At 65.8% G+C, this 18188-nt stretch carries 18 protein-coding genes and 1 pseudogene; 15 read left to right on the forward strand and 4 right to left on the reverse strand.

The annotated features are described in order from the left end of the window. Window positions 1-120: 120 nt before the first annotated feature. The 7 genes from BJ970_RS19660 to BJ970_RS37060 all read left to right on the forward strand — a co-directional run bounded on the left by BJ970_RS19660 (window position 121) and on the right by BJ970_RS37060 (window position 5266). Window positions 121-321, forward strand: a complete 201-nt coding sequence (locus BJ970_RS19660) for a hypothetical protein (RefSeq protein WP_184727595.1) — start codon at window positions 121-123, stop codon at window positions 319-321. Continuing rightward, entirely contained in the window at window positions 318-536 is a 219-nt protein-coding gene (locus tag BJ970_RS19665; RefSeq protein WP_184727596.1) for a hypothetical protein, read from the forward strand. The genes BJ970_RS19660 and BJ970_RS19665 overlap by 4 nt, the downstream gene beginning before the upstream one ends. Window positions 537-743: 207 nt before the next feature. Beyond that, window positions 744-1070 carry a DUF6317 family protein gene (locus tag BJ970_RS19670; protein ID WP_184727597.1) on the forward strand — a complete coding sequence of 109 codons (327 nt, stop codon included), beginning with the start codon at window positions 744-746 and terminating at the stop codon, window positions 1068-1070. Between the two features lie 84 nt (window positions 1071-1154). Beyond that, the gene (locus tag BJ970_RS38925) at window positions 1155-1280 is read left to right on the forward strand and encodes a hypothetical protein (RefSeq protein WP_281399455.1); all 126 of its coding nucleotides are present in this window, start codon (window positions 1155-1157) and stop codon (window positions 1278-1280) included. Window positions 1281-1479: 199 nt separating this feature from the next. Beyond that, the gene (locus tag BJ970_RS19675; protein WP_221466988.1) at window positions 1480-2526 is read left to right on the forward strand and encodes a tyrosine-type recombinase/integrase; all 1047 of its coding nucleotides are present in this window, start codon (window positions 1480-1482) and stop codon (window positions 2524-2526) included. Then, complete coding sequence (locus BJ970_RS19680) at window positions 2526-2870, forward strand: helix-turn-helix domain-containing protein (protein ID WP_184722017.1); 345 nt, start codon at window positions 2526-2528, stop codon at window positions 2868-2870. The genes BJ970_RS19675 and BJ970_RS19680 overlap by 1 nt, the downstream gene beginning before the upstream one ends. A gap of 1094 nt (window positions 2871-3964) precedes the next feature. After that, window positions 3965-5266: a hypothetical protein gene (locus BJ970_RS37060; RefSeq protein ID WP_221467232.1), complete on the forward strand. Its 1302-nt coding sequence runs from the start codon at window positions 3965-3967 to the stop codon at window positions 5264-5266. 8 nt (window positions 5267-5274) lie between these two features. On the opposite strand, the gene BJ970_RS19690 is transcribed toward BJ970_RS37060, so the two are convergent. Next, a complete protein-coding gene (locus tag BJ970_RS19690) occupies window positions 5275-6045 on the reverse strand; it encodes an SDR family oxidoreductase (RefSeq protein WP_184727599.1) in 771 nt (256 codons plus the stop codon). A 208-nt stretch (window positions 6046-6253) separates the two neighbouring features. Between BJ970_RS19690 and BJ970_RS19695 the strand changes: the two are divergent. After that, window positions 6254-7312: pseudogene (locus BJ970_RS19695) on the forward strand (putative T7SS-secreted protein); the annotation flags it as partial. A gap of 59 nt (window positions 7313-7371) precedes the next feature. Here the strand turns inward: BJ970_RS19695 and BJ970_RS19700 are convergent. Then, window positions 7372-7722, reverse strand: coding sequence for a hypothetical protein (locus tag BJ970_RS19700; protein WP_184727601.1), 351 nt, complete (start codon window positions 7720-7722; stop codon window positions 7372-7374). A gap of 661 nt (window positions 7723-8383) precedes the next feature. On the opposite strand from BJ970_RS19700, the gene BJ970_RS19705 reads away from it, so the two are divergent. Continuing rightward, a complete protein-coding gene (locus tag BJ970_RS19705; protein WP_184727602.1) occupies window positions 8384-9847 on the forward strand; it encodes a helix-turn-helix domain-containing protein in 1464 nt (487 codons plus the stop codon). A gap of 118 nt (window positions 9848-9965) precedes the next feature. Here BJ970_RS19705 and BJ970_RS19710 read toward each other — a convergent pair whose 3' ends face one another. Further along, window positions 9966-10202: a hypothetical protein gene (locus BJ970_RS19710; protein ID WP_184727603.1), complete on the reverse strand. Its 237-nt coding sequence runs from the start codon at window positions 10200-10202 to the stop codon at window positions 9966-9968. A 206-nt stretch (window positions 10203-10408) separates the two neighbouring features. Here BJ970_RS19710 and BJ970_RS19715 point away from each other — a divergent pair, with 206 nt between their 5' ends. The 3 genes from BJ970_RS19715 (at window position 10409) to BJ970_RS38930 (ending at window position 13460) form a co-directional block, all read left to right on the forward strand. Then, window positions 10409-10807, forward strand: a complete 399-nt coding sequence (locus BJ970_RS19715; RefSeq protein ID WP_246470921.1) for a hypothetical protein — start codon at window positions 10409-10411, stop codon at window positions 10805-10807. A 498-nt stretch (window positions 10808-11305) separates the two neighbouring features. Next, window positions 11306-13276: an NACHT domain-containing protein gene (locus BJ970_RS19720; RefSeq protein WP_184727604.1), complete on the forward strand. Its 1971-nt coding sequence runs from the start codon at window positions 11306-11308 to the stop codon at window positions 13274-13276. Window positions 13277-13334: 58 nt separating this feature from the next. After that, a complete protein-coding gene (locus tag BJ970_RS38930) occupies window positions 13335-13460 on the forward strand; it encodes a hypothetical protein (RefSeq protein WP_281399456.1) in 126 nt (41 codons plus the stop codon). Window positions 13461-13546: 86 nt separating this feature from the next. Here BJ970_RS38930 and BJ970_RS19725 read toward each other — a convergent pair whose 3' ends face one another. Beyond that, entirely contained in the window at window positions 13547-14362 is an 816-nt protein-coding gene (locus BJ970_RS19725; RefSeq protein ID WP_184727605.1) for a DNA-3-methyladenine glycosylase family protein, read from the reverse strand. Window positions 14363-14444: 82 nt separating this feature from the next. On the opposite strand from BJ970_RS19725, the gene BJ970_RS19730 reads away from it, so the two are divergent. From BJ970_RS19730 to BJ970_RS19740, 3 genes are all read left to right on the forward strand, one after another. Beyond that, on the forward strand, window positions 14445-14732 hold the full coding sequence (locus BJ970_RS19730; RefSeq protein ID WP_184727606.1) for a hypothetical protein: 288 nt from the start codon (window positions 14445-14447) through the stop codon (window positions 14730-14732). 196 nt (window positions 14733-14928) lie between these two features. Next, complete coding sequence (locus tag BJ970_RS19735; protein WP_221467233.1) at window positions 14929-16431, forward strand: peptide deformylase; 1503 nt, start codon at window positions 14929-14931, stop codon at window positions 16429-16431. A 421-nt stretch (window positions 16432-16852) separates the two neighbouring features. Further along, window positions 16853-18187: an MFS transporter gene (locus BJ970_RS19740; protein WP_184727607.1), complete on the forward strand. Its 1335-nt coding sequence runs from the start codon at window positions 16853-16855 to the stop codon at window positions 18185-18187. Window position 18188 lies beyond the last annotated feature (1 nt).

The following is an 18188-nucleotide window of genomic DNA, read 5'->3' on the forward strand; positions in this document are numbered from 1 at the left end:
CCACAGCCGCATCCAACGGGTGTGGACCTGGTCGGGTACTACAACAGACCAACCCTTGCGTCCCGCCGGTATCTCGATTGAAACTACGGTTCTCTTCTACCGTCGACGATGTCACCATGGATGAACATCATCACCATGGTGTACATCAACCGACGACAACCAATCTTGTCGAACATCATGCTGGACGATCTGGACCGGCAGTTGTGGGAGCGCGGTCACCGGTTCGTGCGCTTCGCCGACGACCTACGGGTCTTCGTGCGCAGCAAACGGGCCGCCCAGAGGGTGCTGGGCTCGATCACCAAGGTGGTTGAGGGCGGTTGAAGCTCAAGGTGCACCGGGAGAAGTCCTCGGTCCGACACGCTCGCGAGGCGACGCTGCTGGGGTTCGGGTTCTATTTCTCCCGCTCCGGGGGGGAGGGTATCCGGCGGATCGCGTGCTCACCCATCCTTCAGCGGGCGCTGCCCAACGCCTACTGGGATGACCTTGGCCTGCTGGGACTGCGGAATACCTGGCACAGGCTCAGAACAACGGCTTGACGAACCGCCGGATGCGGGCCCGCATGTCCGGTGGTGTGAGAGGAGGGTCGGGCAACCCGACCCTCCTACTCGATCTTGGGCCGCCAGAACTGTGGTCGGCGTGGGATGATCCGGACATCTGGGTGACGAGTTCGGGTCTTCGCGCAACGGTTGTCGCGGTCTGGCTAGGGTGTGCACCGCACCGGAGTCGAGCTGGGACGGAGCCGTATGGGGGACGGGTTTCGCGTTGATTTGCCTGCCTTGACCAGCGCATCGGAGGGTGTGCAGCAGACGATCGATGCGATGAACAGGCGCAAGGTCAGCGACATTGACTGCCCTGCGGACGCTTTCGGGCACGAGCGTTTGGTCACCACTGTCGCCGAGTTTTGCGATCGCTGGAACACGGGCGTGCGTAACTTGACCGACGACGCCAAGGAGATCTCCGGTCGTCTGGCCCTTTGCGTCCAGGTCTATCGGCAAACCGACGAGGCTGCCCGAGCTCATTTCGAGGGCATCGTGCAGCGCACCACTGGTGAAGATCCGGCGGCGGAGTGATGGCAGCCGAACTCGGAACCACCAACGACCCCAAGGCGCTCGTGCCCGGGGACCCTGGAGCGGCCCGTGCGACGGGGGGAAGCGATGACCGCCTATGGCGACAGCCTGCACGAAGCAGGCGAGGGCCTCAAACGCATTGACACAGCTGAAGGATGGGACAACCCTCGGAAATTGCATCAGATGGGCGACAAATCACTGGTCGCCTGGTGAGCGTGCTGACCTGAGGCTACCGCATCTCGCTGGGCGAGAGTGCTGTGACCTGCCAGTTTGCCTCGACGATCCCGTTTGATGCATGATCCGCTCATTAAGTGGGCGGATCGGAGGCTTGGTTTTGGGGCCGTCGAATCTCGCGGGTGCTGCGCATTTGGAGCTGGTTTCCGGCGTGGTGCACTTGCGACCGGAGGATGCGATGGTCGAGGCGATGCTGCGCGGGTTTCGGGCCCAGCAGGCCTCTCGCGGGCTGCGGGAAGAGACGATCGCTGCTCGTGAGTGGCTGGTTCGCCGTTTTCTGATCTATACCAATGAGTTCCCGTGGCGTTGGACGCCATCTCATGTGGATGAATGGTCGTCAACGCTGACCAGCGAACACCATCTGGCTCCCTCTACGATCCGCGGCTACCAATGTGACCTGCGCTTGTTCACCGAGTTCATCACCGACAACGCACGGTATGGCTGGGGCGATGCGTGCGAGAAGGCGTTCGGGCCGGGGGTGCATCCGATGCCGATCGTGCACGAGTGGAACTCGATCGCACACCTTAACGGCTACGAAGGCAACCCGGAGGCGCGTCCGTTTACGCGGGAGGAGTTGCAGAGGTTTCTGGATTACGCCGACGACCAGGTCGATCGGGCTGTTCGCGCGAGACGCAAGGGCGCGCTGGTGGCGTACCGGGACGCCACGCTGTTCAAGGTCATTTACGCCTGGGGCCTGCGGCGGACGGAGGCGTCGAAACTGGATGTGGTGGACTGGGGTCGCAATCCGGCAGCGCCGGAGTTCGGCCGGTTCGGGATGCTGCATGTCCGCTATGGCAAGGCCAAGCGCGGTCAGCCGCCGCGGCGGCGCAACGTGGCCTCAGTGATGAGTTGGGCGGTGGAGGCGGTGGCCGACTATGTGGAGAACATCCGGCCCCGCTTCGGCTGCGCCGATCACCCGGCGCTGTGGGTGACAGAGCGCGGTGGGCGGATCAAGCCAGCGGAGATCAACGCACGATTCGAATCTTATCGGGACGCGTTGAAACTGCCGAAAATCCTTACACCCCATAGTCTTCGCCACTCGTATGTAACGCATCTGACCGAGGAGGGGGTGGACCGCAGGTTCATCCAAGTCCAAGTAGGACACGAGTGTGACAGCTCGACGGCGATCTACACACACGTCAGCGATGACTTCATGAACACCGCACTGCGTAACGCTATCGCGCCAGCGCTGGAGCCAACCGCACCGTATGGGAAGGGGCGTTGATGGAGCAGAAATTGGACTACCGATGGCACCTGCGCCGGGTCATGGCAGATCGAGGCATGTTTTCCACCACCGATCTGATCCCGCTGCTGGCCGAATGCGGGATCACCCTGTCGTCGAGCCAGGTCTACCGGTTGGTCACCGAACGGCCCGAACGCCTGAGCCTGAAAGTTCTGATGGCCTTGCTGGACATCCTGGACTGCTCAATGGAGGACCTCATCGAGCCCGCCGCCACGGGCGAAACCGCAAGGAAACCTAGAAAGGCCGCTGCAGGCGGCACCTCGGCTGGTGAAGGTGTCGGCTTGTTGAGGCCGAAGAGGGCCCGGATCACTGCGGTGGACCAGTGACCAACACCGACCACGAGGTGCTGCCCGACCCCATCGGGCTGATCGTCGAGCTGATCAACACCATCGAACCCCGCATGGATACGGCGGCTATCCGGCAAGCTGTGTGCTCCGTTGTTCGCGAGCGAACGAGTCAACGACGCCTGGCCCGGGCTCTCCGTGACGATCCATCGGTGTTGCGCACAGGCCGGCCACCGGCGCCCTACTGCGTGGCCAGGATGCTGGTAGCACTGCACGACGCTGGCGCCCAGGAGATTTCCCTTCCTCACTGCGGTGTATGCGGACAGACTCGTCGTCGAGTCAGCGGTCGGCAATGGAGATGTTCGTCCTGTTCGGACACACGCACCACCTGCGCAGGTTGCGGCCAGCGACGCCCCGTCGCCGGCCGGGATCGTCACGGCAGGCCTCGCTGCTCCCGCTGCCCTGACACTGCAGAGGACTCGCTGGCAGATCTCACCGAACTTGTCACCGAACTGGATCCAGCACTCGAGGCGGACATCGTTCGCGCGGCGCTCAGCGCCGCCGCGAAGCGCCCAGCCGAGCAACGACGAGTGGTCTGGGCCGTGCTCGCCCAGCCGACCCTGCTGACCGGGGCCGGTCACAACGCGCCCACTCCAGGGGTACTGCGGTTCGTCGACGAGCTCGTTCAAGCAGGCGCTACGAACGTGATCAAGCCAGCCTGTCCGCAATGCCAGCAGATCAAGCCACTCGTCAAGGTGCGCAACGGCCAGCGGCTCTGTCGCAGCTGCTTCGCCCGAACCACAGCACTGCCCTGCGCCCGCTGCGGCGCCGTGCGAACGCCTGCCGCCCGCGACGATCAAAACGCACCCCTGTGTCACACCTGCTGGGTCAAAGACCGTACCACCTGGGAAAATTGCGTCGAGTGCGGACGCCACAAGCCCGTCTCCGTCCGCCAACCCGACGGCCCGCGTTGCAGTGTCTGCCGGCCCAGGTCCGCAACCACGTGCGCGCTCTGCGGGCGCACAGCACCATGTGACATCTCCCGGGCCACCGGGCAACCATGGTGCCTGCGCTGCAAACAACGCTGGGCGACCTGCACCGGCTGCGGCAACACCGCGCCGGTGCGCGGAGGCACCATGCAGCAGCCGTTGTGCGCCCAATGCACCAACCCCGACCCCGAGTTCTGGGACCGCTGCCCGGTCTGCCGCACCACATGGCAGCTCAGCCAGCAACCCTGCCAACGATGCATCCTCGACCAGCGCCTACGCCATTTGCTCAGCAACGAAACCGGCACGATCCGTTCCGAGCTGACATCACTGCACAAGGCATTGACCGGCGTTACACGCCCCGACAGCACCCTGACCTGGCTCTCCCGATCGAAAGTCCGCGAACTCCTCGCGCAGATCGCCGGGAACACCGGCCCGCTCACTCACGAGATCCTTGACCAACTACCCGACGGCAAGACACTCGCGCACCTCCGCAGCATCCTGGTCGCAACCAACGTCCTGCCCCCACGCGACGAACGCCTCACCGCGCTGGAACGCTGGATCACCACGACCGTCCAAAACCGCACCGACCCTGCCGAGCGCCGGATCCTGCACAACTACGCCGTCTGGCACCACCTACGCCGACTGCGGCAACGCCTCGGCGAAAACCACACCACCCGCCTCCAGGACCTGAACGTGCGCTGCCATGTCACCGCCGCGACGAACTTTCTCAACTGGCTCGGCGACAACGCACTGACACTCGACACCTGCACCCAGGCCGACCTCGACCGCTGGATCACCGCGTCCACCTCCAGCCACCGGGACGAAACCAGCCATTTCCTCCGCTGGGCCGTCAAATACCGGCACGCCCACGGACTGACCTACACCACTCCCTATTGGACAGCACCCCAAGGGACCCCGGACACCGAGAAACGCTGGACCGACGCTCGCCGACTGCTCCACGACGACACCCTCGCCACCTCCGACCGCGTCGCCGGGCTCTTACTTCTTCTTTACGCCCAACGCATCGCCACCATCACCCACCTCACCATCGACCACGTCCGCTTTCACGAAGACCGGGTCGAGATCACGCTGGGCACCTCCCCGATCCACCTCCCGGAACCACTGGGAGCAATGGTGCGCAGGCTGGTCAGCACCCGCCGCGGCCATGCCATGACCGGCGCCCCCGATCACGCCCCGTGGCTGTTCCCCGGCGGGCACCCTGGCCGGCCGATCAGCGACGAACGGCTCGGCCAACGTCTGCAGGACATCGGCCTCAATCCTCAACAAGACCGCTCCACCGCGCTGTTCACCCTCGCCGGCGAACTCCCGGCCGCGATGCTGGCCCGTATGCTCGGAATCAGCGTCAAAGTCGCCGTCGCATGGCAACGCGCCTCCAGCGGAGACTGGACCAACTACGCCGCCGACGTCGCCAGCCGCAAGCACCCGTGAGCCTCGCCTCATGCATTTGACCCGAGACCGCCATTGCTCTGGAGAAGCTGGCCGTTGATCCATCCGCCCTCCGCCGAGCAAAGGAACGTGACCAGATTCGCGCAGTCCTGCGGCACACCGAGACGTCCCAGGGGTGTGGAGCGAGTCATGTCTGCCTTTTGCTCTTCGGTCATCCACCCGGTATCGGTCGGCCCGGGATTGATCGCATTACAGGTCACTCCCAGATGAGCGAGCTCACGGGCAGAGGCCAGCGTGATCCGGTCCATCGCCCCCTTACTCGCCCCATAGGGCAAGTTGCCTGCGGTGTGGTCGCTGGTCAGACTGACGATACGCCCGCTTCCGTACTGCCCGCGGAATCGCAACCCGTACTCCCGGATCAGCAGCCACGTTGCCCGTGCATTGACTGCAAAGTGCAGATCGAAGCTCTCCACCGTGGTATCCAACAGACCAGAGTCGACCGACTCGCAGTGGCAGAGCACCAACGCGTTGACGTTTCCCAACTCGCGCTCAACACTGTCGAAGAGCCGAGCCGGCGCATCCGAGTCGCTCAGATCCGCCTCAACCGCAACTGTTCTCGCTCCGAGGGAAGCCACCTTCCTCTGCAACTCTCCAGGTGCGCCCGGCTCCATGCCCCACTGCATCCGCGCGTCATAAGGCGTCCAGTACGTGAAGGCCACGTCCCAGCCAGCCTGCGCCAGATTCAGTACTACGGACGCCGCGATCCCGGCCGAACGTCCCGCCCCCGTGACCAAGGCGAGCGGACGCCCCGCCTTCTCCACGTCCTGCTAACTCCCCACGCGCGTCCCGCCACTCATGATCCTCATACTGACGGGCCGCCCCTCACAAAGCACCCGATTTCTCAGACACGCCCACGTGTCAACTTTGAGGCGGCAACGGCCGAGCCACCACCACGCGGCACCGAGGGCTCGAATCAGGCAGGTATTCGGACCGTTCCAATAACCGACTCCACCATTAGGCGAGGCCGCTGAGCAGTTCCGCTCGGCCTTCGACGGCGAACCCATCAAATGGCTGGAAGCCGGGGACTCTTTCCACGAGGCCGGTGGAGCGCTGGAGCAATACTCCATGACTCTGGCCTGGTCGCAGGGGCAAGCGGCCGAAGCGATCCGGTTGTGGAACGAGGGCCAGGCTGCAACCAATAACGCCAGGGCCGAGCACGCCAAAGAAATCGAGCAAGCCCAGCAACAAATCCGTCCCGGCGCGCCGCCTGTCGATATCCCTTTCCACGATCCTGGCGAAGCCAAACGGCAAGCTGCTCGGGACATGCTTGGCCGCGCCCGCCAGCAACTTGCCTTGGAAGGTGAAACGGCCGCCGACATCGTCTCAGTTGCACGGAATCAGGCACCAGAAGAACAGAGCTGGGTGGCGCAGGCCCTGGACGCGGCTGGGGATGCGGCAGCCACTGTCGTCAACGCCGTCGCGTCGTTGGGGAACGCCGTCATCCAGCACCCCGAATTGGTCGGCACGCTTGCCTTAGGTGGTGTGGTGACTGCGGCCAGCGCGGTCGGCGTGGCCGGAGGCGTGACCGTTAGTGCCAGCGGCGTGGGCGCGGTGGGCGGAGGTCCGCTGACCTATGTGGCCGGCGCCGGTGTGGTCGCAGGCGCTGGCATGGTGGTGGCCTCCGTCGGGGGACTGGCGTCTGAAGCTGCTGGCGACGATGCAGTCGAAGTTATCGATACCAACGACGCTGTCGCGGCTGAGGATGGCCCTTTCACGCCCGAGCATGTCGATACGGTAGACCAGCACTTCTCTCGTCTGGACCATGCTCCTCAGAACGACGCGATGATCAACCAGGTCCGTGAGGCGATGGAGGAAGGGCGACCGCTGTCTGAGGCGGAAGAGAACTTCATGAAACACGAGACCACCGAGGCCAAGTTGATGGACGATGGCATGCCTTACGACGACGCTCACGAGATCGCGTTGGAGCAGCATCCTCTGTTCAAGAACTACAGTCCTGAAGTCATCGAGAAGTACCCTGAGTACTTCAACAACCGCTGGCGCGAGGCTTGGGGGATGCCACCACGATGATCATTGAGGTTAGCGGACGCAAGGCCGGAGTACGGGGCGACGAGCCTTCGGCTGTCTACTCAGGCTCGCGATGGCTTCGCCGTGTTCAACCGGCTGAGCCGGTGGACCATGTCGGCGTACCGGTGCGTGCCACCGTTGAGATCCGGCTCCGCTTTGGCGGAACAAGCCCTCGCGCGCTGCTGGGCGGGCAGTTTGCTCCGAGCACCGCCCAAGAACTGACGTGTCAGGTCTTGGTTGCCGACCAACCAGCTGGACTCGGACAACCAGCAACCTGTGACAGTGAGCTCGGGCGGCCACTGGTGCCTGGCCTTCCCGACGAGTTCGCAGATTCTGTGCTCGAAGGGATCGCACTCAACGCTGCCGCCGCCGGGCTTCCGGCGGGCCAGCTCGTTGTCGACCGAGCAGGTCACGACGAAGTCAACTCATCACCCATAGCGTTCAGACACACCGCAAGTCTGCTCTGCCGTGTGCTTGGTGCCCATCTGAAGGGCCTTGACCCCACCGACGCTGTCCAGCTTGGAATGTCGCAGTGGTAGCGCCGCGCGGGGCCACCCACAGACAGACAACCGCCATTTCAATTGGGTGTGGCTCTTCTGGAGTGAGTCGGGGGTGCGGTGTGACCAGGGGGTTTGATGGCGGTGCAGCATCGCCATGACCTCATCAGGGCACCACGTTTCCCCAGTGACACCGTCCTTTGAGCGGTCAGTGCGCCTTCCTGCCTCCGTGATCGTGATCGTCTTGCGGTGGTGAGAGTGGCTGCGCCGACTGCGACATCGCGTCGGCAGTGGTCCCGCGTACGTCCACGAACCGGCTCCGCTGGCAGGGCCGGGCGAACCAGTGGGGATCGGCCGGAGAGCGGCGGCGACGTTGGCTGCGCCATGGCGGTCATCGTCTTCATCCGCGCCGATGTCTCCAATCCCCAACAGTGCTAGCCCCGATGGGACTTGAGAGCGCGGTCGCAGACGCGGCTGACTATGGTCGACCGCTGGGGTGGTGCACAGCACGCCTCGACTGAACGGGCGTAACGCCGTGGCCCCGAACGAGCACTTGTCAGTTAATGGAAGGCGAGCCATGACTGGTCCGGGACAACGCTGCCGGTGCTGCGGCACTGTGCTGCGTGTCGGCGTGAATGACGCGTTGTGCGGACCCTGCGCCCGCGCCGCCGGTTTCCGTGAGCCGATCCCGGAGGGCTTTTATGAGGATGCGGACCTGTGCGCCGCGTTGGAAAGCTATGACTTCGGCGCGGTTTTCGCCGCCGTGCGGCGGCAGACGGGTCTGTCGCAACTCCAGCTCGCAGACCTGATCGGCTTGTCCCAATCCCGCGTCTCTGCTGTCGAGCGGGGCGAGCGTCGGCTGACCCACGTCAGGACGGCCGCTCGGTTGGCCACGGTCATGCGTATCCCGGCCTCCTTGCTCGGATTTCCCACTAGCCATACCGTAACGGGTGACGTCACTGCCAAGGAGGTGAGTTGGTTGGAACGCAGGGACTTTCTCTCCCTGGTCACGGCCGCCACGTTGGGTTCCAGTCTGAATCCGGAACTTGCTCGGCTGGGCTCGCTGTTGCCCGGCCAGGTCGAGCCGGTAACCCGGCCCCGCATTGGCGCGGCGGATGTCGATGCGATCGAGGCGGTCACCGAAGGGTTCCGCCGCTCAGACTTGGCCTACGGCGGTGGGCTATGTCGCGCCGCAGCCGTCACGCAACTGCACCAGGTGCGCCGGTTGGAGGACGCCCTTTGCTCGCCGGAGATCCGCACCCGGTTGGCAGTGGCCATCGCCGAACTGGCCAGCATGGCAGCGTGGATGGCCTACGATGTCGACGATCACGACGCCGCCCGCCGCCTGTGGACCTACGCCCTGGACACCGCCCGCCGCGCCGACGACGACCCCCGCGCCACCGACCTGACAGTGCACGTGCTGCTGGAGATGGCAGACCAAGCGCTGCACCTCGAACGCGCAAGTGAGGCACTGCACTTGGTGCAGTTGGCCTCGGCGACCGCCGCGAACCGCAAACACCCGGTCAGCACGGTCACCCAGGGCGCCACTTACGCGGTCCTCGGCTGGTGCCGCGCCGCGCTCGGCGAGCCAGAGTCTACCCACCGCGCCATCGGGCAAGCCCAAGAGACCTACGCCGCCGCCGATCCGGCCACCGCCCCGCCGTGGACGTCGTTCGTCAGGGACGCCGAGATCACCAGCCAGCAGGGCCACTCCCTGTACTTGTTGTCGCTGTCCCGCCCGGAATTCGCGCCCCAAGCCGTCGAAAAACTGACCAGCGCAACCACCGCATACGGCAAGGAACGCGCGCGCAGCCGCGCCGTGAACCTGCCGGCGCTGGCCTCCGCGCAGTTCCAGGCCAATGACATCGACACAGCCGTGACCACCGGCTACGACTCGGTGAACGCGATCACCGGACTGTCCTCCACCCGCGGCTACGCCCGGCTGCGCGTCCTGGACACCGTCGCCGCGCCACACAACGGCAAACCCGAAGTCGCCGAGCTGCGCGAACACATCCGCGCCGCGCTCACCACAACGGCATGAGCCTGCCCACAACACCAGATACCCACCTGCCCGGCCTGGACGCGCTGGACGCCACCTGCCGGATCTTCGGAGCCGACCCCACCGACGCCCGCCCGTTGCAGCGACGCTCCAACGCGGTCTACCTCCTTCCACACGAGCAGATCGTCGCCAGGCTGGCCCCCGACACCCCGGTACGCCGCCGCCGCGCACAGACCACCATCACGATCACCCGCTGGCTGGCGACCCAGCCCGCACCCGTCGCGCTGCCACCAATGCCCGGCCAGCAACCAGTGATCACCAACGGTGCAGTCGCCACCTTCTGGCCCCACCGCGCCACAACCTCACCGCCCTCGCTGACCGACCTGGCAGTGCTCATACGACGGCTACACACAGTGCCTGCCCCACCGTTCCCCGTGCCCCGCTATCAACCGCTGCAACGACTCTACGAAGCGCTGACGATCGACCAAAACCGTCAGCAGCTGGCTCTGGCGGCGGCTGACCATACGTGGGTGTTCGACCAGGCCACGACACTGGTCGACACGTTCACCGCCACCCGATTTCCATGTGCCCGGATTTCCCAACATGTTCATCTTGCTGGGTCCCACCAGTGTCGTCGCCTACACCGGGGTGGTGGCCAATATCGAGGCCCAGACGCGTTACGTCGTCCGCGCGATCCGCGCAACCCGGTCAGCCGCCGCGCGGGCGCTCGTTGTCCGACCGGAGGCGGCACAACGTTTCCAGCACGAGATCCGGACGCGTTTCCAACGCACGGTCTGGCACACGGGCGGTTGCCAGAGCTGGTACAAGAACGGCTCGACAAGCGGAACGTTGCTTTGGCCGGACTCGATCCTGCGGTACCGGATGCTGCTTCGCACGTTGCACCGCAACGACTTCCACTTCATCCCGGCCCGAGCGGGTGCCCCAAGAACCCCGAACCCGACAACGCCGCACGCCGACCGCCACCCCCGACAACCCGCGTAGCCGGTGTTCGCCAAGCGCAGGGAACTCACCCTCGCACAGGACACAGTGGGGTGGTTTGCCTTGGTTGGAGAGGTGGCCGGGCGCGGGTGGGAGGGGGAGGCCACGCGCCCGGCCACCAGCTTCGGCGGGCTCGGGTTGGCCGGGCTCAGGTGCGCAAGTGGTGCCGGCCCGTAGGTTCGTCGGGGTCGTGTTGCGGGAAACGCGGTGGCTCAGGCTGATGTTGTTGCGCCAACGGGCTGCCCACGAGCCGGTGAAAAGCCACGTTCATTGCGCAACGCCGTCGGCAAACGCATCGACGCCGTACCCACCGCCGCGATGGCGATCACCCGCTGGGGCGAACCGGCGCAGAAACACGCGCGATCAGGCCGCCTGATCGTCAGATAGCGAGGGTTCGGTCAGTCAACCGGGCCAGCTGCTGATCGTCCACGCGGTGGTTCTGGCTCATTCGTTCGCGCTTCCTGGTCTTGGCTGCGGCCCGTGTGCGGCAGACTGCACGGCGTGTCGAGCGGGAAGATCCACAACGAGAATCACGGCGCTGCTAGGACCGTTTTTCAGGTCGGCGCTGTACATGGCGATGTTGTGGTGCTGCCGAAATCCGCTGCTCACCTGGGCTTGGATGAGGCGCAGACGAAGCTGGTTCGGCACCTTGTCACCCAGGTTCGCAAGCTCAGCGCAGAGGAAGTGCAGCGGTGGGGAATCCGTGGTCCTGACGCACTGTCGGTGCGATGGCACACCGCCGCCGACGACCTGCTCGACCACTGGGAGACCATCCACGGCGAAACGGGGCGCGACGACCCGGTGCCGCTGGCGGGCCACTTCACCGCCATCCGGGACACCTACCAGGCCATCAGCTCACAACGGCTGGTCATCCTGGGGCGCGCGGGTGCGGGCAAGACCGTGCTCGCTCACCGCCTCATCCTCGACCTGGCCGACAACACCGGTGTGACCGGTCCAGTGCCGGTGCTGTTCAGCCTCAGCGACTGGAACCCCACCTCGACCCGGCTGCGGGCCTGGCTGGTTCAGCAACTCCTCCGCGACTACCCATTCCTCGAAGACCGCGACCCCACCACCGGGACAAGCGGGGCCGAGGATCTTGTTGATGGTGGGCTGATTCTTCCCGTCCTGGACGGGTTCGATGAGATCCCCGACCAGCATCACCGCGCCGCGATCCGTGAGATCAGCAACGTCGACTGGCCGCTGGTCGTCACCAGCCGACCCGAGCAATACGCCCAGGCTGCCCGCACGGTCAAAGCGGTCGGCGGTGCCGCGGCCATCGAACTCGACGACCTCACCCTCGACGAAGCCCACCGCTACCTGCGCCAGAGCACCAGCAAAACCCGCGCCCCCGAATGGGACGCGGTCTTCGACCACCTCGATACCGCACCCGAGGAGATCGCGAGCCGGAACCTCACCCCAGTGCTTCGCACGCCGTTAATGGTCATGCTCGCCCGCACCACCTATAACGACGCCCCGGACCACGACCCCCGCGAGCTCCTAGACACCCACCGGTTTCCCACCGACGACGACCTCGAAGAACACCTCCTCTACAGCTATCTCGCCACCCGCTACGACCGCCACGACCACAGAACACGCCGCCCGGACTGGGCACCCGAGAATGCCCGTCACTGGCTGGGCTACCTCGCCACGCACCTCACCAAGCACAACACCCACGACCTCACCTGGTGGCAACTCCCTGCCACTCTCCACCGCTACACCCGCATCCTCCTCACCACGACGACGGTCGGTCTCGCGGCCGGTCTTCTGTTCGGTCTCGTGTCCGGTCTCGTGTCCGGTCTCGTGTTCGGGCTTATCAATGAAACGGGATTCACTCGCGGGCGTGCTGGACGGGAGCCGGAACGACTGCGTCTGCGTGTGCCGCGGCGAGGCAGCGCAAAGCGCTCTTCGGCGACATACCTCAAAAGATTCGCGATCGAGTTCACCGGCGGGTTCGCGGCTGGGCTCGCGGCCGGGCTCGCGAACGGGCTCGCGAACGGGCTCGCGGCCGGGCTCGCGGCCGGGCTCGCGGTCGGGCTCGCGGTCGGGCTCGTGAACGTCGTTGTGTCAGTTCTTGGAGATAGCCATGACCCCCACGCCACCAACCCGTGGACACTTTTGACCCGCGACCGAACGGTCACGCTTGTCCGAACGATCGCGGCCGGGCTCGCGGTCGGGCTCGTGTTCGGTCTTGTGTCCGGTCTCGTGTTCGGGCTCGTGTCAGTGTTCGGGCTCGTGTTCGGGCTCGTAGGCGCTACAGCCCGTCTGGCGCTCTCGGCGTGGGGAAACTGGCTGCTGTTCACGCGCCTGTGGCTTCCGCTGACCGGCCGCTTGCCCTGGCGCCCGAAGCGCTTCCTCGAAGACGCCTACCGAAGGGGTGTCCTACGCCGAGCAGGGGCCGTTTACCAATTCCGCCACGCCCGGCTCCGAGACCACCTCGCCACCCACTACCGAGCCAAGCCTGACAGCAGATGAATGCCCCCGCCGCGCAGCACCACTCATTCAGGTCGACCAACGGCGGAGAGGTGAGCTGGTGGCGATCGGTGACACCCCGACCAAGAACGATCAGCAGTGGTTGACGCGGTTGATCCTGGCGCACAACGCCGAGCAGCCGGAGTTGCGGCGCTTGCTGGAGTACTACGAGGGTCTAAGTCGTTGACACGTGGGCGTTTGCTGTAGTCGCGCAGTGGTGCGTTGACGAAAAGCGCGTCAATGCGGCGCCCGAGATCGGCACCGGCTACGGGGTCACAAGGCGACTCCATTGGCATGACGAACTCCCCAAGCAAGCGTGAGCAGTGTCCGTTCGGACAACTGAGCTCCCGCCAACTCTTGCCACACCCGCGCGAACTGCGATTCGTCGTCAGGCCAGGATCGCCCGGGCGCGAGGCGTTTCGCCCAGGTGCGTACGCCAAGGTCGGCGAACGGATACAGGGCGTAATCGTTGGTCACGTCGGCGACCGTGGCGCCGGCCGTCCAGGGCCCGATGCGCGGCACGGTCTGGATTTCGGCGGCGAGGTCGGCCGGCGGAAGGCCCGCCCACTTGTCGCCGAACTCGCGGTAGGCCTCGGCCGCGGCACGCAGCGGGCGCCGCTTGAACGCCAAACCCAGGCGCGCGAACTCCTCATCCGGGAGGGAGAGGACTACGTCAGGCGTCGGGAACAGCAACACCTCACCCGCAGAGGTTTCGATGTGCTCGCCGTGGACTCGGCTGAATTCCCGGTACAGCTTGCGAGCTTGCCCCGCCCGGATCACCTGCCGCACGATGGATGTCGCAATCGCATCCCACAGGTCTGGATTGCGAAGCCGGGAAACCCGGCCCGCCGCCCGCAACTCGTCGGCGACCGGATCGTTGCCAGCCAGGCCGGCGGGGTCCGTGACATCGAGAACCGGCGCCGTGGCCGTGGCGCCGCCAACCAGCGCCACGTCCACGGAGTGCTCGGCGTTCCCGGACTCCCGGCACATGACGGCGAATACCCCTGACGCTGTGCGAACTGCTCGCGCGTGCCCATCGCTCGTGGCGATCCAGCCGGGATGGTCGAGCATCACGGTCGTGTGCGGCATGGTGACGCCTTCCTATCGGTCGCGGGGTGCTCATTCTTGCGGCGGTGGGGGGCGGGCGCGGGCGGGCCCCGCGGATACGGCGGTGAGCGGCATCGACAACCTCTCGGGCTGGTGGTGCCCCGGCGTGGGGGACCGGTTGCGGCAGGGCCGCGCGTCGATCCCCGTGCAGCCGCACACGTCGGGGGTGGGCTGTCGCACGCCGGGGCTGGAACCCGGCCGGTTGGTGCATCGAGGGGCGATGCACCAACCGGCCGGACGGCCCGGTGCCGAAGGTCGGGGCAACGACACCGGGCCGGGTCTATGGGCGCTGCAAGGCAGCGTGAACGTGGTGCGACACCAACGGATGGCATGTGAGCTCGTCGCATCGTAGGTAGGCCCCAATGCGCAAGCTGGTGGAGAACGTTGAGGTTGAGCGACAAATGACGGCCTCCTTGTCTCCCTTCAGCTGATCGGTGCGCCGGAAGATCGAGAACACCGCAAGCTGCGGGTGGGCAGCTAGGCTGAAGCGCGACTCACGGTGCGTTCACGCACACTCACCGTCCCGAACCCATCCGGGGAGGCTGGCGATGACCACGGGCACGACCGACATGTCCGACGCCGAGGTGAATGTGTTCGCTGCCGAACTCAAACGCTGGCGCGACGTGCGCGGTCACTCCCGCGCCACTCTGGCCAAAGCCATGGGCTACGACCGCTCGTATGTGTCCAAGGTCGAATCCGGAACCGAGCGGCCGTCGGAGGCATTCGCCATCCACGCCGAGAACGCGCTGCGCACCGGCGGGGCCCTTCGCACCGCCTTCCAGGACTACGAGGCCAACCGCCCGGCCAAGTCCCGCCCGCCAGCGCCTCCGCAGCCCGAACCACAGACCGGGACCGGGAGCCTGGTCGTCGACCACGACGATGCGACCCTGCGCTACGAGGATGGGGCATACCGACTCACTCAGCGCCGTCACTTGGTCAACCGCAGCAGCGAGCCGATCACCCGGTACCTGATCCGCATCTCCGTGGACCGCTATCCCGGCGATCCGGAACGCTCGAACCAGCTCTACAGCGAGAACCCGCTCACCTGGGAGGAGATCGGGCTGCATGCCTGGCACGGCCGCAACCGGTCCAACCCGATGGGCTGGACCGCCCACCACGACCGGGACGCGTTCAAGGAAGTCTGGCTGTCATTCTCCGGCGAACACGGCCATTTTCCCTTGTATCCAGGGGAATCCTGCTGGATCGAATACGAATACACAGTGAGCGAGATCCATTGGGGTAACTGGTTCCAGCGCGCCATCCGGTTACCGACACGGACGCTGTCGGTGTGCCTGGACTTCCCCGCCGAACTCGCCGCGCAGGTCTGGGGCCTGCACACCTCCATGACTGCGCAGGCCATGCCGTTCGCCACCGCCATCGGCCGCGATGACACCGGTGATCGGCACTTCTTCTCCTGGTCCTGCCAAGACCCGCCACTGCACGGCCGCTACCGCCTCGAATGGGACTTCCGTGGCCGCAGGGCGGCACACCAAGAGCCTCCGCCCCGGCCTAGCGAAACGATGGCTTGCCTCGGCATCATCCAGGACACCGACCCCGCGCTGCGCCGCGTCGCCCGCCGTTTCAATCTCCCGGACGAGGCCGAGGACGCCCGCCGCGTCGTGACCGCGCTCAACTCCGCTGCTGAACGAGTCACGAAGGCCCACGCCTTCGGCAAAGGGATGGGCGTCGCGGCCCCCCAGATCGGGATCGACCGCGCGGCCGCCATCATCCGAACCCCGGACGGCGAGGCGATCACGTTGTTCAACCCCACCGTCATCGAAGAAACAGGGGAGATCGACGAGCAGTACGAAGGCTGCCTCAGCTTCTTCGATGTGCGAGGACAGGTCCCCCGCTCGCGCGTGATCCACGTCGAACACACCACCATCGACGGGACCAAGAAGATCACCATGTTCGAGCGGGGCGTTGCCCGGCTCGTCGCGCACGAGGTGGACCATCTCCACGGCCATCTCTACACCGACCGGATGCGCGATGGCATCCAGCCGATCCCCGTCGAGCAATACCGTGGCACGGGCACGAACTGGAAGTACTGACCGGACGCCGCGGCACCTCCCACGAAACGGTGACTTACCCAGCGGGGGAATGCCTGGACGCCGCTGGAAGCACTCGACTTCCGGCCGCTGGTCACCGTCGACAAGACCCGCGAGGAATACAAGCTCCCCGAGATCGAGGTCGTATTCCACCACGTCGACACCCGTGCCCTGGCCGTAGCAATCGTGACGACCGTGACAGGTGCCGAGCCGGCGGCTCCTCCAGACTTCCCCGACACGCCATGACTTCAGGGCATATGCACATGAACGGACGTTGATCGGCCCGAGAGCCGCCGACCGCGCGGACGGTGGCCTCCTTGGCGTCGGGCCGAGGGGCCTTGGTTCGTGCTGGACATCGTTCGCGGCGGAAGAATATAATCTGTGCGATCAGAATATATGATCAGTCCCGCCACGGAGGTCAAAGGTGACCGAATCCCAGCTCGCCGCCCCTGACGACGCCTTACCCGGGAGCGCGGTAGCACGCTCCACCCGACGGATGCGCAACCGCGTGCTCACTTCGAGCTTCGTTGGCTCCGTCATCGAGTGGTACGACTTCTATCTCTTCGGCGTCGCCTCGGCGGCGGTGTTCAACGGGTTGTTCTTCCCGGACTTCAGCGCCACCGCGGGCACGCTGGCCGCCTTCGCCACGCTCGCCGCCGGTTTCATCGCCCGGCCGCTCGGCGGGATCATCTGGGGTCACTTCGGCGACAAGGTTGGCCGCAAGCGGATGCTCGTCCTGTCGATCGTGCTGATGGGTGCTTCCACCACGATCGTCGGCCTGCTTCCGACCTACGCGACGATCGGGATCTGGGCGCCGGTGCTCCTGGTGGTCATGCGGCTGATCCAGGGCATCTCCGCCGGCGGCGAATGGGGCGGCGCCGTGCTCATGTCGATGGAGCACGCGCCGAAACGCCGCGGGCTCTCCAGCAGCGTGGCCCAGATGGGTCTCTACGGTGGCATCCTGCTGGCCAACGGTGTCTTCGCGCTGGTGTCACTGATGGCCGACCACGCCTTCCTCGCCTGGGGCTGGCGCATCCCGTTCCTTGCCTCCGCGGTTCTGGTTGCCATCGGCCTCTGGATCAGGCTCGGCGTCGAGGAAAGCCCGATCTTCGCCGAGGCCCGCGCGCGGGCGGAGCAGCGTGACGCCAAGAAGCCGGCGCCGCCACTCATCGAGGTCCTCCGGCACCCCAAGAACCTGCTGCTGTCGATCTTCCTGGTGCTCGGCCCGTTCGCAGCGAGCGCGGTGTACGGCACCTGGATCGTCTCCTATGGGATCCAGCAAGGTTTTCCACGCACCGACGTGCTCAACGCCGTGCTGATCTCCGCCGCGATCGGCCTGCTCGGCCAGCCGGTGTTCGCCGGGTTCTCGGACCTTTGGGGCCGCAAGATCGTGGTCGGGTTGGGCGCGGTGCTGCAAGCGGCAGGCATCGTCGCGATGTTCTCGTTGATGCAAACCGGAAGCATTCCCCTGATGTACCTAAGCATCTCGCTCGCCTCGCTCGCGCACGCCGTCGTTTACAGCCCGCTCGGCGCCTGGTTGGGCGAGCTGTTCCCCACGACGCAGCGCTATACCGGTGCCTCGCTCGGCTACCAGATCGCCGGCACCGTGGGCGGCGGGTTCACCCCACTGATCTGCGCCTCGCTGCTGGCCGCCGCCGGTGGGAGCACCGTCGGCCCCTCGTTGTTCATCGGCGCCACGTGCCTGCTGACCCTGATCGCGGTGTTCGTGGCGAAGGAGACCTACCGCAGCGCGTTGTAGT

This window comes from Saccharopolyspora phatthalungensis, from assembly GCF_014203395.1.
GTDB classification, from domain to species: Bacteria; Actinomycetota; Actinomycetes; order Mycobacteriales; family Pseudonocardiaceae; genus Saccharopolyspora; species Saccharopolyspora phatthalungensis.